A 19,778-nucleotide genomic window follows, 5' to 3' on the forward strand; every position below is an offset into this window, starting at 1 on the left:
TCATCAGGCTGTATCAAGAGAAAACATGCCCATTCCATCTATGGATACATGGCGCATGTTTTCCCTCGTTTTACGAAAAGGATGATCTGACATGCTTCGTTCGAGTATTCGCAACAAGTTAATAGCTCTCTTGCTTCTGGTAGTGGTGATTCCTTCGGGTATCTCCATTCTGCTGACCTATCTCCATACGGTAAAATCGACGCGGGAGCAAACCATACAGGAGAATATGCGCCTTCTGTACCAGGGCAAGAACAATATCGAGAATTATTTGGAAATAGTAGACCGACTGACGCTCTCCGTCTACAAGCATCCGGATTTCATGAACGTGCTGACGACGGGAAACCGGATGAATGATTATGAAAGCATCCAAACGATCAAAAAAATACTGTCCTCAATGTATCACTTCAATGATGATATTGAGCAGGTTTTCTTGTATTTGGACAAAAGGCAGCAGGCGTACTCGGTCTCCAAAAAATATGTGTTTAACGCCAAGCATCTGGACATCCGCGAGCACCCGGTGTTCGAGCCTGCGTCCGCAACCCGGGGTCATTCCTGGCTGGAGCCCCCGCATGTCATGACCCATTACGGAATCGGCGGACAGATTGTCGACAATCCATCCATGGTGTTCAGCCTTCACCGATTGCTGGCGAATTACCCGGATAAGACGCCGCTAGGCTATTTGTCGATCGATTTCAGTACAGAGACGGTCCATCAGTTAAGTGAGCATCTGTACGATGAGGACAAGGAGCAGTTGTTTCTGGTGGCGCCGGGCGGGGTGGTGTTCTTCTCATCCGGTGAAGCCGATGAATCCGGCGAGTCGGCCGGGATGGGAGAATGGCTGAGGGCGGTTGAAAACGCTTCGACAGATAGCGGTTATCTCCATTGGCGCGATGACGATTTCAACGGAGTGATTTTCTTTGAGAAGCTGTCCGAGTCCGTAGGCGGATTGTATTTGGTCAAAAGAATACCGAACGAGGTCATGTTCGAGAGTGCGCAGAAGATGATCCGGATGAATATTGCCATCGGCTGCATTATGCTCGTTCTGGTCATTGCCGCGACGACGCTCGTCACCTTCCGCATCACCTCGCCGATTCGCGTCCTGCTTCGCACCATCCGCCGTGTAGAGAAGGGGGATATGGATGTGGACTTCGGGGTGCAGAGCCGGGATGAAATCGGCCTGTTAAGTTTGCGCTTCCAATCCATGATCCATACGATCAAGCATTTGCTTATGCGCGAGCAGCGGCTGGAGCTGCAGAACCGAACGAATCAGTTGAAGGTGCTGCAATCGCAGATCAACCCTCATTTTCTGCATAATGCCCTGCAGTCGATAGGCTCGCTGGCGGTGGACAAAGGAGCACCCGAGGTATATAAGCTTCTCCGCTCCCTATCCTCCATCATGCGTTACAGCATGGAGACAGAAGAAAATCTGGTTCCGCTGTCCAAGGAAATAGAGCATGTGCTGGCTTATCTGCACCTGCAGCAGGAGCGGTTCGGAGAACGGCTGTCCGTCGAGGTACAGATCGATGATAGGGCCAGAAGCTGCATCGTGCCCAAGATGATTCTGCAGCCAATCGTCGAAAATTACTTCAAGCACGGCTTCCAAGCTTCCAAAAAAGCCGGGAGCCTGCAGCTGGAAGCGGCTTTGCACGAGAGCGGGGAGCTGCAATTGATGGTGCGGGATAACGGTCCCGGTCTGACGGAGACGGACCTTAACCGTTTGCAGAAAGGACTGAACGAAAACCATCTCGGACATGAGTTGAAAGGAATGGGACTGACGAATACGAATAACCGTCTGAAGCTCTATTTCGGGGCAAGGGCTCGTCTTCGCCTTGAACCGACGCCGGGCGGGGGATTGACCGTTTGGCTGATACTCCCGGCCATTACGGATGCATCCGAGCTGGAAGGAGGGATGAACGATGAAGGTGCTGCTGATTGATGATGAACGGCACGCCCGTTCCGTCTTGAAGAAGATGGTGGATTGGAGCGCAGCAGGAGTAGCCACACTTTTGGAAGCGTCTGACGGGGAGGAGGCCATAGCTGTCATCGAACGGGAAAGGCCGCAGATCATCCTTACGGATATGCGTATGCCCGGCAAGGACGGGGTTTCGCTGCTGGAATGGCTGGACACCTGTCCTTATCCTCACAAAACGATCGTCATCAGCGCTTATAGCGAGTACCATTATATGCAGCAAACGATCCGATACGGAGGCTTCGATTATTTGGTCAAGCCGGTGGACCCGGAGGAGGTTGCGGAGAGAGTACGGAAAGCGGCGGAGGAGTGGCGTGAGGAAGAACGGGAACGGCTGGAGAGCATCGAGAATCGGATTCGGGTGAACGAAGTCACTCCGCTCTACTGGGCCCATGCTTTTGCCCAATACGCCAAACAACCGGATAACGGGTTCGTATTGTTAACCCGCCTGCAAAGCGAATTCGGTTTTGTTCCCGGGCAAACTCGGGGCCGGGTCGGGCTGATCGCTTTCGAGCCGGCTGCCGAGAGGGCGCGGGAGAAATTTCGCGACCGTGTCGATTTGCTCAGGTTTGCGGTGGAGAATATCGTCAACGAAATGATCGGTTTCCCGGAGAAGGGGCTTGCCTTTGCCATGCTCGGGGAGGAGGGCTTCGTGCAAATCTTGATGAAGGATACGGGCATCGAGTCTCTATGGTTAGGTAAAATAGGTGCCGCTGTGCGCAGGATTCTGGGCGTGGAGAGCGAGATCATTCTTGGCGAGGAAGGGCTTTTTCCCGGTTTTCTGCAAGAGATCGGTTCCCCGCTTATAGATATTTACATGCATCGCAATTTGCTGAAGCCCCGTACGGAATACGTATATACCCGAGCGGATATGGAGGAAATGAAGGGCAGGCCGCTTACGGAAGGCGGAGACTTGAAGGCCGCCGTTCTGGGCGGAAATGAATATGCAATCCGGCAGCATATCGACTCCCTGATGAGCTCGCTGGAGCAAGGGGGAGGTACGCTCCAGCGCAAGCAAATCGCGATTTGGGAGAAGGAGCTGGATTTGCTGCGGGAGCAGTTGTCAGAGCAGGAAGCGGAGAGCACCCGTCCGCTGGTTTATTGGGCGGAAGACGGGTGGTTCTCTCTGCCCCGATTAAGAGCCGATTTGCTGAACCGGCTTTTGGAGCTGGCCGGACGCGTGTCTGCCGAACGTGAATCGGGGTATAAAGTGATCAAGCAGGTGCGGGAATATATCGACGAACATTACGGAACGCCGGTCACTTTGCAGGAGCTGGCCAGCAAGTTCAGGCTCCATCCCGATTTGCTTGCCAGGCATTTCAAGAGAGAAACCGGCCATAATCTCAAGGATTACTTGACCCGATTGCGCATGGACAAAGCCAAGACCTTGCTGTCCGGCCATACCTTAAGGGTGCATGAAGTTGCAGAGGCCGTCGGCTTCGCCGATGAGAAATATTTCAGCAAGGCGTTCAAAAAACATGTCGGCCTCACTCCAAGCGAATATAGAAAACGCCGCGGAAACGGCGGCTGATGCAGGCGGTATCCAGGGGTATGGAAGGGATTCCCAATCGGTTTGTCCCTATCTGCCAGCCCGGTCTGACGTGGCGCTTAGCGGTTCGGTGCGGTTCGGTGCAGTTCGGTGCAGTTCGGCTCGGCTCGGTGATTCCGTGGTTCGGTTCTGTATTTCTGCTCTTTTGACTGGTATCCCCTTTAATCAGGAGCGACTCGAAATCCGACAGGCCAAAGTTTTTGGTTCGGGATTCTCTCGTCCAATAAATGAGATAACGAACACGACATACCGGTAAAAGATCACCCCATGTATCTGGATTCTGAGCAGAGGGGATAACAGTCCAAAGCCCGAAGCGAAGATTGATTGATCTGATAGGGTTGATTGAAGGGGAATCACATCGCGCAATTTAGAAATGCGGTTGTATTTGCGAGACTCTTATCTCCAAGGAACGGATGTCCGGGAAGCCGGGGAATCGGGAGTACTCCTTCCATGGGTTATTCCTTATAAGCAGGGATGCCGAGCAGTTCCGGCAGAGAGGCGAAGGAATACCCTTGTTTTCTCAACGTTTCAATAGTGTAGGGGAGAGCATTGACGGTGTTCTGAAGATTTCCTCCTGTACCGATGGCACTATGCTGCAGGATAATAGCGCCGGGCCGCGCATGCGAAAGAATATTGGTGGCGACCTGCTCCGCCGTTAATCCCGACCAGTCAAGACTGTCAACATTCCACAGAATTATTTTGTATTTCAGGGCCATGGCCGTTTTAATCAACGGATCGCTTAACGCACCGTAGGGAGGACGGAGCAGCGCCGTTTTCCTTCCGGTCAAACGGTTGATTTCGCTCTCGGTCCGGAGGATTTCATTCCTCACCTCGTTAACCGGCAGCTTGCTCAGATCCGGATGATTCCACGAATGATTCCCGACGACATGCCCTTCTCTTACGATGCGTTTCAGAGAATCCGGATATTTCTGAATCCGCCATCCGACACAGAAGAAGGCCGCTTTCACCTTATGATCCCGCAGCACATCGAGAACCTGCGGCGTCCATGTTTCATCCGGCCCATCGTCATAGGTGAGGGCGATCTTCTTCACCGCCGGACCGTGCAGGATGACTTCATTCGGATAAAGGGCGGACCAGTCTATTAACTGCGGCTGAGGAGGCCGTTCTTGCGCGCTCTCCGGTCCTCCGGCATGTTCCTCCGGAATTCGATACCCTCCATGTAGGGGAACCATAGGATGACGGACAATATAAGGATAGTACGGTAAAGCAGGAGCAGAGGGGGAATAACCGCGACATAGCCCATGGGGCGCCGGGACTTGAGAACCGGATGTGCCGCAGCAAGGACACGCGGGAACATAATAAAAGGGGAATCGCATGGGTCACCTCTCCTTGATCTCATTCTTATAAGTCTATGCCCGCCGGCTTTTCCACATCCCTGCAATGATATGATGAAGCCGTCTATGCTGCACTTAAGAGGATAGCAATCGTCCAATTAAGTTATCACTAATCATTCGTATATAAAGATCAGCCACAGGGCTGTTGACAAACTTTGTCCCAAGAAAAGCCATTTTTTAAGCGATTATCGTTTTCCAAAAAAAACCAGAAAGAGAACCCTTGACAATTATATTAAAATCAATTATCTTTAATTCAAGATAATCGAATCCGAGATAAATGAAAGGAGGGAGCATGATGCCGCAATCTTTCGATCCGCATACTTCGGTTTCTTTGAAGCTGTTCATTGTATTGTCTAAGGCTTACAAAACCATTATGGAGCGGGCGGTTCAGGACATGAAGAAGTATGGTCTGACGCCTACGGAATTTATGATTTTGGAAGTATTGTATATCAAGGGAAGAATTCCTCTGCAGCAAATTGGCGAGAAGATTCTAGTTACAAGCGGGAGTATAACCTACAATATCGACAAGCTTGAAAGCAAAGGACTCTTGCAGCGAATTCCCTGCGACAAGGATCGGAGAGTCATTTATGCGGAAATGACCCGGCGAGGCAAGGAATGGTTTTCCGATATTTTCGAAAAGCATGTTGAGGTGGTTGTGTCCATGACGGATGCTCTAAGCATGGATGAAAAAAGAGAGATTACAGAACTGCTGAAGAAGCTGGGTAAAGGAGCCGAGGCCGGATAGCGGGTCTATAGTCTATAAGCTTACGGCGGTGAAGAAGTTATAACGATTGGAGCCATATTTTTTTGCATAATATCTTTAATTCAAGATTATTAATTTCAAATTAAATTTAGGAGGTCATTTATATGACAGCATTAGGACTTTTGATTATTCGTTTGGTTATTGGTTTATTGTTTATCGGACACGGGGCGCAGAAGCTTTTTGGCTGGTTCGGTGGTTATGGACCTAAGGGAACCGGCGGCTGGATGGAATCGGTCGGAATCAAGCCCGGCGTGTTAATGGCGGTATTGGCCGGATTGATGGAACTGGTCGGCGGAGCGTTATTCGCCCTAGGTTTTCTCACTCCATTGGCGGCTGCGCTTCTGGTGTTGACCATGCTGGGGGCTATTGTTAAAGTGCACGCTCGCAACGGGCTGTGGTCGACCGCCGACGGTATCGAATATCCGCTTGTGCTGCTGGTAGTGCTCATTGGCGTAGCAATGATCGGCGCAGGCACTTATTCCTTGGATTTTCTGCTTCAATAAGCCGGCAAGTCCCGGAATTTGGTTCGGTGTTTAAGAATGGGGTAAGGGGAAAATATATTCCAAACAGCAGCAGCGGGAACCCGTTCTTCCCCTCCCTACTTCAAGAAAATCAAACAAAAAGGAGAGAGAATTATGTCGTTACAAACGGCTGGAATACACCACATAACTGCTTTTGCCAGAGATCCGCAGGCGAATGTCGATTTTTACGCAGGGGTATTGGGTCTGCGGCTTGTCAAAAAAACAATCAACTTCGACGCCCCCGAGGTATATCATCTTTACTTCGGGGACCAGGCGGGCAGTCCCGGAACGATCATGACCTTCTTTCCATGGCCGAACTCGCGCAGAGGTCGGGTTGGAGGGGGGCAAGTAGGAGTTACCACTTATGTCGTCCCGCCGGGAACGCTGGAATTTTGGGAAAACCGCTTGAAAAGCTTCGGAATCTCCACGGTGAAGCAAACCCGTTTCGGCGAGGAATACGTTCAATTCTCGGACAATGAAGGCCTGCGGCTGGAGCTCGTCGAACGGGAGGAAGGTCCGAACAGCGAATGGTGGTTCGGAGGCATTCCGGCGGAGAAGGCCATCAAAGGCTTTGGCGGAGCCATTCTGTTTAGCACGGATGCGGCCGCAACGAGAAAGACACTGGAACAAACCCTCGGCATGAAAAAAATAGGCGAGGATGTGGGGAATACCCGGTACCGGGCGTCAGGACAGCTCGGCAACATCATCGATGTTCCGCATTCCGACATTGCGATGGGGGCGGGGGGAGCCGGGACGGTACATCATATCGCATGGCGTGCCAAAGATTTCGCGGAGCATGTGGATTGGCGCGTGCTGGCGGAAGAGCAAGGCTATCAACCGACTCCGCTTATCGACCGGCAGTACTTTAATGCGATCTATTTCCGTGAACAAGGCGGAATACTTTTTGAAATCGCAACGGATCCCCCGGGTTTTGCGCGCGATGAAGCTCCTTCGGCACTGGGAGAAAAATTAATGCTGCCGGAATGGTATGAGCCGTACCGGTCTGAAATTGAAGCGAATTTACCTCCTATTGAAATCAGAGCGATGGAGGGGAAGCAAGAATGAGACATCTTTTTGAACAGGGCTCAAACCCTGAAGCGCCGACGCTCGTACTGTTTCATGGAACGGGAGGTAACGAACGCGATTTGCTCCCGCTGGCGAGGATGATTTCTCCGGAATCGTCCGTGTTGAGCTTACGCGGTAACGTTTTGGAGAACGGAATGCCTCGTTTTTTTAGACGGCTGTCGGAAGGGGTGTTCGATGAGGAGGATCTGATTTTCCGGACAGGCGAGGTTTATCAGTTTTTGCAGCAGGCTTCTGCTCAGTATTCTGTGGACCCTGGCCGGTTAGTAGCCGTCGGTTATTCGAATGGTGCTAATATAGCGGGAAGTCTGCTGTTTCATTATCAGGATGCGCTGCAAGCGGCCATCCTGCATCATCCGATGGTTCCGCGGCGAGGGATTAAGCTTCCTGTTTTATCGGGAATCCCCGTTTTCATTGGCGCCGGCCTCAACGATCCGATTTGCCCGGCAGCCGAAACGGAAGAATTGCAGCAATTGTTAGGCGAAGCCGGTGCGAAAGTAAGTGTTCATTGGGAGCGCTATGGCCATCAGCTTACGGCGACCGAGGTGGAGGCGGCGGCCGCCTGGTTCAAGGAGCAATCGTTATGATTGCTATTGACCCGGAGAGCCGGAATGAGAGGGAGATTTACAAGCTGCTTATCGGCAGTGTTATCCCCAGACCGATTGCTTTCGTAACGACGATGACCCGGGATGGGGTGCTTAACGCGGCGCCGTTCAGCTTCTTCAACATCGTCTCGAGCCAACCGCCGATGCTTTCCATAGCAGTTCAACGCAGCAAGGGAGCCATGAAGGATACGGCGAGGAATGCCATCGACAGGGGGGAGCTTGTCCTGCACATCGTGGACGAGACCAATGTTGAAGCCGTTAATCAAACGGCGGCAAGCTTGCCCCCGGATGAAAGTGAAGTGGCCCTGGCCGGTTTAACGCCGGTAGACAGCGACATTGTATCCGTACCGGGTGTGAAAGAAGCGAAAATCCGAATGGAATGCTCGCTGGAACAAGCGATTCCGCTTGGGGGCCTGGCCGGAACTCCTGCTTGCGATTTGCTGATTGTTCGAGTCGTTCGCTTTCATTTATCAGATAATATTTATAACAATGGTTATATCAACCCCATAGGGTTAAGGCCGGTTAGCCGAATGGCGGGGAATGATTATTCCACGTTAGGCGAGTTGTTTTCCATCGAACGGCCGCAATAACAGAGATAGCTCTATTCGGGGCCGGATCAATAGATCCGGCCCTTATGGCCGTTCGACCTTCTTGACATTTTTACAGGGATCATATAAATTATTTTTGAAAGGAATGAATATTCATTCCGCGAGTTGGGAGGCTGTCAAATGTCAAAAAACAAAAGAATGGATATTTTGGAGGCTGCATTAGAGCTATTTGCCGAACGGGGCTACGACGGGACTACGGTGCCTACGATTGCGGATCAGGCACAGGTGGGAGCCGGCACCATCTATCGCTATTTTGCGAACAAGGAAGTCCTCGTCAACTCGTTGTTTCAAGAATGCATCCAGCAGCTTACCAATACCTTGATGACAAACGTGCCTCCGGCTGCGGCGCCGATCCGCGAACGCTTTAAGCATATTTTCTTCCGTATTAGCGAATATGCAGGCGCTCATGGTCAAGCTTTAACTTTCATCGCTTCCCATTCGGATGCCCCGTTCCTGAATGAGAGCAGCAGAGAGATGTTTGAACAATTTCTGGATTTAATTCGCGGTGTTATAGATGAAGGCAAAGAACAGGGGATGATTTGCCCGCTGCCGTCGAATGCACTGATCGCTATGGTATATGGAGCGATGGTCCAGCTTTTTAATATGATGAAGACCGGAGCACTGGAAGAAACGCCCGGTTTGTTGGCGCAGATTGAAGAATGCTGTTGGAACGCTATTCGTGTTCATTGAATAGCGAAGCTTTTTGCCCGAAACGGAATGAATATTCATTCCGTCCCTGCGTAAAAGTTAACACTTTTGTGAGGGCTGTATACCCCCAGGATACCAGTTCCATACTAACCTTTATCAGGAGGAGAATGCATATGACAACAACGATGATTCCACAACCCAAAACGTTCGGACCGCTTGGCAATCTTCCTTTATTGGATCTCGGTAGTCCGGTCCAATCCTTGGTCAAGCTGGCGGATCAGTATGGGCCTATCTTCAGAATGGATTTGCCCGGGCGGTCGGATTTATTTATATCCAGCCATGAGTTGGTAGCCGATGCTTGCGATGAGTCCCGCTTCGATAAGAAAGTATGGGCACCTTTGCAGAAAGTCCGCGCCTTCACCGGGGACGGATTGTTCACAAGTGAAACGGATGAGCCTAATTGGCATAAGGCGCACAATATTCTGCTGCCCAGCTTCAGTCAAACGGCCATGCGCGGTTATCACGGCATGATGGTCGATATTGCGCTCCAGCTTATTCAGAAATGGGCGCGCCTGAATCCGGATGAGAGTGTTGATGTGCCGGAGGATATGACCCGATTGACGCTGGATACGATCGGTCTGTGTGGGTTCAATTACCGTTTCAACAGCTTCTATCGGGAACAGCCGCATCCTTTCATTACAAGTATGACCAGGGCACTGGGCGAAGCCATGAGTCAGCTGCAGCGCCTGGATATTCAGGATAAGCTGATGGTAATTACCAAACGGCAGTACAAGCATGATATTCAAGCGATGTTCTCCCTGGTCGATAAAATCATTTCCGAGCGCAAAACCCAAGGCTATCAAGGTGGGGAAGATCTGCTTGCACATATGCTGAGCGGCAAGGATCCGGAAACGGGGCAGCCTTTGGACGATGAGAACATCCGATACCAAATCATAACGTTTCTCATTGCCGGGCATGAGACGACAAGCGGGCTATTGTCCTTTGCTCTTTATTTCCTCCTGAAGAACCCGGATAAGCTGCAGAAGGCTTATGAGGAAGTCGATCGCGTTCTAACCGATCCGGTGCCGAGCTATGCTCAGGTTCGTGAACTCAAATATATCCGGATGATTCTGAATGAATCGCTCCGGCTGTGGCCAACCGCTCCTGCTTTCGCCTTGTACGCCAAGGAAGATACGATGCTGGCCGGGAAATATCCAATGAAAAAAGGTGACAGCGTTAACGTGCTGATCCCTAAGCTTCATCGGGACACCTCCGTATGGGGAGAGGATGTCGAAGAGTTTCGCCCGGAACGGTTCGCCGATCCGAGCCAAATTCCTTACGACGCCTATAAGCCGTTCGGGAATGGCCAGCGGGCATGCATCGGGCAGCAGTTTGCCCTGCAAGAAGCGACATTGGTACTGGGAATGGTGCTTAAGCACTTCGAGATTATAGACCATACGAACTATCAGTTGAAAGTGAAGGAAACATTGACGTTAAAGCCGGAAGGCTTCACGTTGCGGGTTCGCCCCCGGGGCGGGCAGGTTTCCTATACTTTCTCCACGGCGGAGACAACGGCACCGGCGGGGAACAAGGGCGAGCAGGAGGTAAAGCCTGCGGTGGAAGCCCATAACACGCCGCTGCTTGTGCTTTACGGATCGAATATGGGCACGGCGGAGGGCATTGCACGAGAGCTCGCGGATACGGCCCGTTATTGGGGCTTCCGCAGCGAGGTGGCTCCATTGAGTGATCGCGTAGGCAAGCTGCCCAAAGAGGGGGCGGTCTTTATCGTCTCGGCATCTTATAATGGGAAGCCGCCAAGCAATGCCCGTGAATTTGTGCAATGGATTGAAGGAGTGGGGCCCGGCGAGCTGGAGGGTGTACGCTATGCGGTGTTCGGCTGCGGAGACCATAACTGGGCCAGCACGTACCAGCAGGTTCCCCGGATTATTGACGAGCAGCTCGCGGCCAAGGGAGCGACACGGTTGGCTGTCCGCGGGGAAGCGGATGCGAGCGGCGATTTCGAGAAGCAGGTCGAGGAATGGAGCGGGAAGATCTGGCCGGAAGTGCTCAGTGCTCTCGGACTGGAAAACATCAACGTTCCGCAGCAGGAACGAAGCACGCTGACCATGCGGTTCGTCAGCGGTCTTGTAGGAACCCCGATCGCCGACAGCTACGATGCGCTCCTTGCTTCGATAACGGAAAATCGCGAGCTGCAAAGTGAAGACAGCGAACGGAGCACGCGCCATATCGAGATTTCCCTGCCGGAAGGCGTCTCTTACCAGGAAGGGGATCACCTCGGGGTTATCCCTGAGAACGCGCCTGAGCTGGTAGAGCGTGTGCTTCGGCGGTTCGGGCTGAATGCCAGCGACCATCTTATTATTAGCGCGAGCGGACGCAGCGTCGTTCATCTTCCGCTCGACCGTCCGATTCGGGTGTATGATTTGCTCAGCCACAGTGTGGAGCTGCAGGAAGCGGCAACGCGTGCCCAGCTTCGTGAGCTTGCGGCATTTACCGTCTGCCCGCCTCATAAGAAGGAGCTGGAGGCCCTCCTGCAGGAGGAAGCCTATAAAGAAGAAGTGTTGGACAAACGTTTAACGATGCTTGATTTGTTGGAGCAGTATCCGGCCTGCGAGCTGCCGTTCGAGCGGTTTGTCGAGCTGCTGCCCTCGCTTAAACCGCGGTATTATTCCATCTCCAGCTCTCCCAAGATGCAGCCGGACAAGGCAAGCATTACCGTCGGCGTTGTACGCGGACCGGCCAAGAGCGGGCGCGGCGAATATCGCGGGGTGGCCTCGAATTATTTGGCCGCACGTCAGCCCGGGGAGCCCATCGTTCTGTTCGTCAGCTCGCCGGATTCCGGTTTTCAACTGCCGGAAAATCCGGAAACGCCTGTCATTATGGTCGGTCCGGGAACCGGGATTGCACCATTCAGAGGTTTTCTGCAAGCCCGCAGCGCTTTGAAGCAGGAAGGCGCCAAGCTGGGTGAGGCTCATTTATATTTCGGCTGCCGCAACGAAAAAGACCAGATCTACCGGGAGGAAATGGAACGGTTCGAGCAGGAAGGAATCGTGCGCGTGCATACGGCATTTTCTCGAATAGAAGGAGCCGAAAAGACTTATGTCCAGCATCTGATGTTGAAGAATTCGCGGGAAATCATCCGTTTGCTTGACCAAGGTGGAAGGCTCTATATATGCGGAGACGGGAGCCGAATGGCTCCTGAGGTCGAGCTCGCTATACAGGAAGCCTACCGGGATGTTCATCAAGTCAGTGAGGAGGAGGCCCGTAAGTGGCTGGAGGGCTTGGAGAAGGAAGGTCGTCTTGCCAAGGATGTCTGGGCTGGAATCTAAATAGTCTGCAGGATAGTGTAAAACTGCAGGTCTTTTGGGAAAAAGCCGCGCGGTGGCTTATTCTAAAGTGATAATGTAGGTCTTTTGGGAAAAAGCCGCGCGGTGCCTTGTTCTAAAGCGAAACTACAGGTCTTTTTGGAAAAAAGCCTCGAGGTGCCTTATTCTAAAGCGAAAATGCAGGTCTTTGGAGCGATTTTTGCGAAATGGGCCTATATTGTCCAAAAAACCTGCACATTTGAGCGTCTTTTGCCTTCTTTATGGAAAAAGGCGGGATTTTAGTGCACTTTTGCTCGTCTTTGACGGAGTCGATACCGACCCGGATGCGACGTGTGGCTTTCTCCAACGCCAATTGCTCCAATGGACAACAATGAAAGAGAAGAGTGATTGTAAGTGGAAAATTGACCGCTAGCCTCGTACGGAAAACTTCGAAGGCATACGTACTTTATAGGGTTCTCACGCACCTCTTTCATTTAAACATCTATCCAGTACATGAATATTGGTAAAGCGGACAAAAATAAGGGCTGAAACCAACGTTCAAATAACCTTTACTGGAGTGATTTAACGAATGAAACGAATTGCGGTACTTTTCTTTCTAATAACGCTGATGATCTTTCCCTTGCAGACAGAGGCGGCGTCACCCGGAGGAGCCCATCACTTTGGCTTCAAAAAAAGCAAGAACGGGCAGCTGCCCTCCATCGATCAGGAAGGGTTTAAGGACATTGTTCAGAAGCACGGCGCCATCTTCTTGGGGGATACGACACAGAAAGAGCTTTATCTCACCTTCGATAATGGATATGAGAATGGCTTTACGCCCAAGATTTTGGACATATTAAAGGAGAAGCAGGTTCCCGCCGCCTTTTTTGTCACCGGTCATTTCGTCAAGGATCAGCCGGATTTGGTTAAGAGAATGGTTAGCGAAGGCCACGTCGTTGGCAACCATTCCTGGAGCCATCCCGATATGACCCGGATTTCCAAGGAGCAGATCCAGACCGAATTGGATAAGGTGAAGGAGAAAGTAGCCGAGCTGACAGAGCAGAAAGAAATGAGCTTTCTACGTCCGCCCCGGGGAATCTTTAGCGACCGGATGCTTGGGGTCAGTAAAGAATTGGGATATACCAATGTGTTCTGGTCAGTCGCGTACAAAGATTGGGATGTTAACGACCAGCGGGGCGGAGGCTATGCTTACGAGAAAGTGATGTCCCAGCTTCACCCCGGAGCGGTCATCCTGCTGCATTCCATCTCCAGCGACAATGCAGCCGCATTGGGCCGGATCATAGATGAGGCCCGGCAGCAGGGCTATGAATTCAAGAGTCTTCATCAGCTGACCGTCAAAAATTATTAGGCCGGGAGTATGCATAGAAAGGATAGCTGCGCAGGTTTGTCTGCGCAGTTTTCTTTTTTTGAAGTCGTACCGAACCTCGCTTGGGAACGTATGATCTCGCTATTTTTCACACCATATTCACGCCGTTTTTAGTATATTTAGGAAAAACTACGTCTCAAGCATCATGACCGATCAGTTTTATTAAAGGGGGGGATAGGGTTGTTTCAAGCGCAGATTAATTTGTAAGCGCATAAATTAATAAGCTCATAAGGGAGGTTTAATATAAATGCAGATGCATTTAAAAAAGTCACTGTTCTTATTTGCTATTCTCATACTTATTGCTTCATGGATGACAGCCTGTTCCACAGATGTGGCTGAGCCGGGGGAACAACCCGACCAGACAAGTGAAGAAGGGGGCGCAGAATCCAATGGAGAATCTGCGGAAGAGCCCTGGGCTTATCATGGAGATCCCGTCACGCTGAAGATGTTAATATGGATAGACGAAATAACGTTTAATTCCCGGTATAAAGAGCAGATCGAGGCGCAATTCCCCAACATTAAATTGGAGCTGATCAGCGGGAACCCGGTTGGCTCCGAGTTTATACAGGAATTAATAGCCAAAGGAGAAATGCCGGATATTAACGTCGGCAATCCAAGCAAAGAGCTGGTTGAAAATCTGGATTTCCTGATGCCGATCGATGAATATATCGAAAAGACCAATTTCGACTTAAGTATTTTTCAAGAAGGAATCGTTGACAATCTGCGCTCGCTGGATCCTCTCGGACAAGGACATCTGTATGGTCTGCCGGTCGAAAACAGCGTAAGGGCGCTGTTTTACAATAAAGATATTTTCGATTTGTTCGGAGAGCCTTATCCCGAGGATGACATGACCTGGGACGAAGTGCTGGAGATCGCATCGCGTTTAACGGTCAACCGTGAAGGGGTTCAATACAGGGGGCTCGTTCTCGCTCCGAACAGCACGCCTTTTATGCAGCTTGGCGTACCGGGCACCGACCCTCAAACCGGTGAAATTGTTTTTGCGGATGATCCCAGAACGAAGAAATTTTTTGAACTGCTGGACCGCTACAGGAGTATTCCCGGTATAGTGAACCCTGATACCAAGAATAATCCGGACGGCTTTAGCGACGGTAAGCAGAATATTGCCATGTGGGTCAATAACTCGCCCTGGCTGGAGCTGTTAACTCGTGTGGAAGGCTTTAATTTCGACATGGCCGCCGTTCCTACCTGGGCCGATAAGCCGAACATCGCACCGACTTGGGGAGCCCTGCCGTTTAACATTACCAAGCACAGCAAGAACAAGGATGCGGCATGGTCTGTAATCTCCTACCTGGCTTCAGAGCAGGGGCAAATCGCGTTATCGCAGGCAGGAAGCCCGCCGGTTATCAAAAGCGAGGAAGCGATCCGTGAATTTACATCCATGCATGTTAAGGAAGAATATAATGTGACGGCACCATTCTCTCAAACTTTGGCCAAACTGGCGCCGTATTCGCCGTACGATGAAAGCTTCAGCGATTTTATCGCGACGAAGTCCGCGGAATTTCTGACATCGGATCAAGATGCGGTACAATTTATCAGGAAAATAGCGGAGGAGTACTCCGTCATCGTGGATGAGGTGAAGGGGCGCAAATAAATCGGTTCCCGGCCGAACTTGATCGGATAAAAGAATAGGAGCTTAAAAAACTGACATGTCGAATGTCAGTTTTTTCTTTTTCTGCAATCCTTTCAAGGGCTCGAAAAGGGGAGCGTCAAATAGCAATCGATAAGAAATCTGAACTACGGCCGCATGCTAAAATAGGGAAGTTCTTAAGAAGCCGGAGGGATATCCTCCGGTTAGGAGAGGAGAAATGAATTCAGTTATGTCCGAAATGAATGACCAACGAAAGTCTGCCTTCGGAACTAAAAGCAACCGTCTGATTATATGGGTCATGGTGCTGGGAGTGTTCGTCGCGATTCTGAATGAAACCTTGCTCAATGTAGCCCTGACCCCCATTATGAATGACCTGGGGATTTCGCCCAATACGGCGCAGTGGCTGTCGACCGGTTATTTGTTAGTCATTGCCGTCATGATCCCGGCCACCGCCTTCTTGATTCAGAGATTTACGACAAGAAAGCTGTTTTTGACCGCTATGGTCCTGTTTGCCGCCGGTACGCTTGTTGCCGCTTTGGCTCCGGGTTTTGCATGGCTGCTGGTAGGAAGGCTCGTTCAAGCCAGTGGAACGGCTCTATTATTTCCGCTATTGACTAACGTCGTACTGGCCATGGTTCCTATGGATCGCCGGGGAGCCGCTATGGGGACGATCGGGATCGTCATCACCTTCGCCCCTGCGATCGGTCCGACACTATCCGGCCTGATTGTCGCCCATTATAGCTGGAGGTTACTATTCTATGGAGTCTTGCCCATTGCGGCATTCGTGATCCTGTTCGCATATATGCGCTTGACGAATGTGCTGGATTCCAGCCGTCAGAAGGCGGATCTTGTTTCGATGCTGCTGTCTGCCGTCGGGTTCGGCGGCATCGTATATGGGTTCAGCCGCGCCGGGGAAGGACACGGGGGCTGGTCTGATGCGGATGTGCTCCTTCCCGTGGCAATCGGCGGAATAGCGCTTATAGCGTTTATCCGCCGTCAGCTGAGGATGAGGCAGCCGATGCTCGATCTCCGGGCTTTTCAATCCGGCATGTTCTCACTTTCCGCAATTATCATGCTTATTGTTATGATGGCGATGTTCGCCACGATGATGCTGGTGCCGATCTTTCTTCAGACCGCGCTGGGTTACTCCCCGCTTGAAGCCGGTTTGGTCATGCTGCCGGGCGGGATGGTCATGGGAATCATGTCTCCGGTTACCGGCAGAATGTTCGATCGGTTCGGAGCGAGGGGATTGGCTTTGACCGGCCTGATTCTGATGGTTGTCGCTCTGGTCGGGCTCGTCTCCATGACATTGTCGACTTCCTATCTCGTCATTACAGGGATGAATACCTTGATGATGCTGGGGATATCGATGCTGATGATGCCGCTCATGACCAATGGGCTGAACGCTTTGTCTCCATCGCTGTACCCCCATGGAACCGCGATTTCCGGAACGATTCAGCAAGTAGGGGGTGCTATGGGAATGGCGCTGCTTGTCACCGTCATGTCGAACGGCTCGGACCGTTTCAAGGCGGGGGCAGAGCGCACCGTGTCCAAGGAGCAATGGGAAGCATTGGCCACGGCAGCAGGAATGAAACAGGCCTTTCTCTTCGCATTGGGGCTTGTCATAGTCGCTCTTCTTCTGGCGGTCTTATTCCTTAGACGCTCATCTTCCCCGCAGGGGGAAGCGGAAGGGCAGCGAATCAACGCCCATTAAGAGACAAACGATAGCACGGGGTTGTCTCATCAGTCGATCTATGATTTATCAGCCCCGCCAGGGTTTAAATTTGGCTGCTAAAAAAGGACCCCGTTTCCACTTATAGTGGGATTTGAGGTCCTTTTTGCTTCATTTTTGGGATGTTTCCCGTTTTATGCGAAAGCTTTTGGGACAGCCCCGTTTCGTCGAGGATCGCTATGCCCAGTATTCATTACACCCATCCGAGAGCGACTATCGGGCCGGTCGCCCTTCTTGCTTATTCCACACGGATTCGAAGCCCGGGGTAGGCTTCATGCAGTTCGTGAACTCGCGCCTCGATCTCCGCTCTGTCAAAGCGGCCTGCAAACAGCTCCCTCTCGGGGCTGAATGTAACGCTCGTTCCGGTCTCGTTCGTCTCGCCAACGGTCATCAGCCCGGATTGCGGAATGCCGTGCCGGTAATCCTGCCGATAAATTCCTCCGTCTCGGCGGATTTCCACACTCAGCCAGCGGGACAAAGCATTGACCACCGCGATGCTGATCCCTTTCTCCGCGCCGGGAGCGAAGAACGACAGCTTGGGATCGCTGAACAGGTCGAGATTCGTCATGACGGATTGCACGGCAGGCTGGCCGGTTTGCGGCAGCAGCTTGGTCGAGATGCCCCGGCCGTTATCCGCCACGGTGACACTGCCATCGTCATGCAGGTAGATTCCCATCTCGCTGCAGAAGCCGGCTTGATGCTCCTGAATCGTATTGCTGACAACCGCCCACAGAAGCTGGTGGGGATCATAGCCTTCCTTCGCGGGAGCGCCTAAATAGCTGTGGGCTTCATTGCGAGCTTCCGTCATGGCGATATAATCGCTGGTATCGATTAAATCCGCGACGGCCGATAACAGGAACAGAACAGGAAAGCGCCGGTGGACCGGAATCGTATAGCGCCCGCCCCGTTCTTCCTGCATCAGTAAATCAGCCCCGGTCAATGCCTTCAAATGGTGGTAAAGCTGCCCGGTCGTCCCCATGTTCAGCCGTTCCACCAGTTCCGCCCCGGTTAGAGGCTCGTTCCATACCTCCAGGAGCAGCTCCAGCCGCTGCTTGTGCCCAAGGGCGGAAAGCACCTTGGCCGCCTTCGCCCTGTTAACGCCGAGCAGTTCGTCCGCCTGCCTTTGCTGCGGTTCACACCGTATCGTTCGGTCACCGCTCCGGTAAGAACCCGAGAAGTAAATTGAGCAGGATTCGATGCCGTCTTCCTGCAGAAGCTCTGGCTTCTCCGCACGGTCATTCCCTCCCTCGAAAACAGGCTGTTCTTCCAGCCCGGCCATTCGCCGAACCAGCCTCTCGATCTCTGCCATCCTTGCTTTCAAATCATCCAACTCAGCGCCATAATTTCGATCCATGCATCCCCACTCCTTGAGAGCTGATTTAAACACGCTATCGATTCGCTGATTTAAAATTACGTAATTACGTGTTTACGTATATTTTAACTTAAATTGACATGGTTGTAAATGGATATTTGCGTTGAACGGTGTAAAAGTCACTCCAGGGGATGGCCTGGATTATTTTTTTGAGAAAGAAGGGGATTCCGGAAAAACCTAGAAATCATTTGGAAGGGGAACCTTCAAATATGGGGAAGAATTTTGAAAAATCGGAGGAGGATAGCAATGAAATTGTTTATGACCGTAGATATGGAAGGCATTACGGGGCTGGTGGATCCGACGTTCGTCAATTCCAGCATGCAGCATTATACCCGAGGCCAGCAGCTGATGACCGATGAAGCGAATCACGTAATCGATGCGGCATTTCAAGCCGGATGCCGGGAAGTCATAGTTAACGACAGTCATTCCAAGATGAATAACCTGCTGATCGAGAAGCTTCACCCGGAGGCCAAGCTGATTTCCGGAAATGTCAAACCATTTTCGATGATGCAAGGGCTGGATGCCAGCTTCGATGCTGCGGTGTTCCTTGGCTATCATGCACGTGCGTCCATGAAAGGGGTTTTAAGCCATACGATGATTTTCGGCGTTCGTCATATGTACATAAATGATATGGTGATCGGTGAATTCGGATTTAACGCCTATTTGGCCGGTTATTACGGAGTGCCTGTCGTCATGGTTGCAGGGGATGATGAAATAGCCAAAGAAGCGGAGGCTCTTATTCCGGGAATCACAACGGCCATCGTTAAGGAGCAGGTTTCACGCACGTCAGCGGTCTGTCTTACCCCTCACAAAAGCGGCCGGCTTCTTCGCGAGAAAACGGCGCAGGCCCTGCAAAATCTGGAGAAGGTGAAGCCGCTCACCCCACCCGACAATCCGCTGCTCCGGATCGAATTTGCGAACTACGGCCAGGCGGAATGGGCAAATCTGCTCCCGGGAACTCACATCGAGGAAGGGACAACGATCGTCTCTTATCGCGCCAAGGATATTTTGGAAGCCTACAAGGGGATGATCGTCATGACGGAGCTGGCGATGAAAACACAATTTTGTTAAAGGTCCGGCACGTTTTGAATGAAACGTCATATCATGTGTCGGTCGCTATTTTTGCCAATGAAGGCTGCTGTAGTTTGGAGGGAGGCATTGCTTTTTCAATTTCCGATTACTTAGCGGGGATAAAGATAAGAGGTCTTATTGCTTAAAATAAAGTAGAGGTAACGGATCATCCGCAGCTTTCGGAGA

Annotated in this window: 15 protein-coding genes; 13 read left to right on the top strand and 2 right to left on the bottom strand. The window is 51.6% G+C overall.

What is annotated here, in order from left to right:
- The first annotated feature begins 91 nt into the window (after positions 1 to 91).
- The gene (locus tag ACFQ03_RS04905; protein WP_379286476.1) at positions 92 to 1,936 is read left to right on the top strand and encodes a cache domain-containing sensor histidine kinase; all 1,845 of its coding nucleotides are present in this window, start codon (positions 92 to 94) and stop codon (positions 1,934 to 1,936) included.
- Positions 1,917 to 3,500, top strand: a complete 1,584-nt coding sequence (locus ACFQ03_RS04910) for a response regulator (protein WP_379286478.1) — start codon at positions 1,917 to 1,919, stop codon at positions 3,498 to 3,500. Before ACFQ03_RS04905 ends, ACFQ03_RS04910 begins: the two co-directional genes overlap by 20 nt.
- Positions 3,501 to 3,973: 473 nt before the next feature.
- Here the strand turns inward: ACFQ03_RS04910 and ACFQ03_RS04915 are convergent, their stop codons facing one another.
- Positions 3,974 to 4,855, bottom strand: coding sequence for a polysaccharide deacetylase family protein (locus tag ACFQ03_RS04915; protein ID WP_379286481.1), 882 nt, complete (start codon positions 4,853 to 4,855; stop codon positions 3,974 to 3,976).
- Between the two features lie 313 nt (positions 4,856 to 5,168).
- Between ACFQ03_RS04915 and ACFQ03_RS04920 the strand changes: the two genes are divergently transcribed.
- The 10 genes from ACFQ03_RS04920 (at position 5,169) to ACFQ03_RS04965 (ending at position 17,131) form a co-directional block, all read left to right on the top strand.
- Complete coding sequence (locus ACFQ03_RS04920) at positions 5,169 to 5,618, top strand: MarR family winged helix-turn-helix transcriptional regulator (RefSeq protein WP_379286548.1); 450 nt, start codon at positions 5,169 to 5,171, stop codon at positions 5,616 to 5,618.
- A gap of 122 nt (positions 5,619 to 5,740) precedes the next feature.
- Positions 5,741 to 6,139, top strand: a complete 399-nt coding sequence (locus ACFQ03_RS04925; protein WP_379286483.1) for a DoxX family protein — start codon at positions 5,741 to 5,743, stop codon at positions 6,137 to 6,139.
- A gap of 132 nt (positions 6,140 to 6,271) precedes the next feature.
- The gene (locus ACFQ03_RS04930) at positions 6,272 to 7,222 is read left to right on the top strand and encodes a ring-cleaving dioxygenase (RefSeq protein WP_379286485.1); all 951 of its coding nucleotides are present in this window, start codon (positions 6,272 to 6,274) and stop codon (positions 7,220 to 7,222) included.
- Positions 7,219 to 7,827, top strand: coding sequence for an alpha/beta hydrolase (locus tag ACFQ03_RS04935; RefSeq protein ID WP_144939175.1), 609 nt, complete (start codon positions 7,219 to 7,221; stop codon positions 7,825 to 7,827). Before ACFQ03_RS04930 ends, ACFQ03_RS04935 begins: the two co-directional genes overlap by 4 nt.
- The gene (locus tag ACFQ03_RS04940) at positions 7,824 to 8,435 is read left to right on the top strand and encodes a flavin reductase family protein (protein WP_379286487.1); all 612 of its coding nucleotides are present in this window, start codon (positions 7,824 to 7,826) and stop codon (positions 8,433 to 8,435) included. Before ACFQ03_RS04935 ends, ACFQ03_RS04940 begins: the two co-directional genes overlap by 4 nt.
- A 138-nt stretch (positions 8,436 to 8,573) precedes the next feature.
- Positions 8,574 to 9,143 carry a TetR/AcrR family transcriptional regulator gene (locus ACFQ03_RS04945; protein ID WP_379286489.1) on the top strand — a complete coding sequence of 190 codons (570 nt, stop codon included), beginning with the start codon at positions 8,574 to 8,576 and terminating at the stop codon, positions 9,141 to 9,143.
- A gap of 131 nt (positions 9,144 to 9,274) precedes the next feature.
- A complete protein-coding gene (locus ACFQ03_RS04950; RefSeq protein WP_379286491.1) occupies positions 9,275 to 12,448 on the top strand; it encodes a bifunctional cytochrome P450/NADPH--P450 reductase in 3,174 nt (1,057 codons plus the stop codon).
- A 565-nt stretch (positions 12,449 to 13,013) separates the two neighbouring features.
- Entirely contained in the window at positions 13,014 to 13,790 is a 777-nt protein-coding gene (gene pdaA / locus ACFQ03_RS04955) for a delta-lactam-biosynthetic de-N-acetylase (RefSeq protein WP_144939169.1), read from the top strand.
- Between the two features lie 265 nt (positions 13,791 to 14,055).
- Positions 14,056 to 15,420: an extracellular solute-binding protein gene (locus ACFQ03_RS04960; RefSeq protein ID WP_379286494.1), complete on the top strand. Its 1,365-nt coding sequence runs from the start codon at positions 14,056 to 14,058 to the stop codon at positions 15,418 to 15,420.
- A 214-nt stretch (positions 15,421 to 15,634) separates the two neighbouring features.
- Positions 15,635 to 17,131, top strand: a complete 1,497-nt coding sequence (locus tag ACFQ03_RS04965; RefSeq protein ID WP_379286496.1) for a DHA2 family efflux MFS transporter permease subunit — start codon at positions 15,635 to 15,637, stop codon at positions 17,129 to 17,131.
- A 256-nt stretch (positions 17,132 to 17,387) separates the two neighbouring features.
- Here the strand turns inward: ACFQ03_RS04965 and ACFQ03_RS04970 are convergent, their stop codons facing one another.
- Positions 17,388 to 18,503 carry an ATP-binding protein gene (locus tag ACFQ03_RS04970; protein ID WP_260982144.1) on the bottom strand — a complete coding sequence of 372 codons (1,116 nt, stop codon included), beginning with the start codon at positions 18,501 to 18,503 and terminating at the stop codon, positions 17,388 to 17,390.
- A gap of 264 nt (positions 18,504 to 18,767) precedes the next feature.
- On the opposite strand from ACFQ03_RS04970, the gene ACFQ03_RS04975 reads away from it, so the two are divergent.
- The gene (locus ACFQ03_RS04975) at positions 18,768 to 19,592 is read left to right on the top strand and encodes a M55 family metallopeptidase (protein ID WP_379286499.1); all 825 of its coding nucleotides are present in this window, start codon (positions 18,768 to 18,770) and stop codon (positions 19,590 to 19,592) included.
- Positions 19,593 to 19,778: the final 186 nt, after the last annotated feature.

Source organism: Paenibacillus residui (assembly GCF_042677205.1).
GTDB classification, from domain to species: Bacteria; Bacillota; Bacilli; order Paenibacillales; family NBRC-103111; genus Paenibacillus_L; species Paenibacillus_L residui.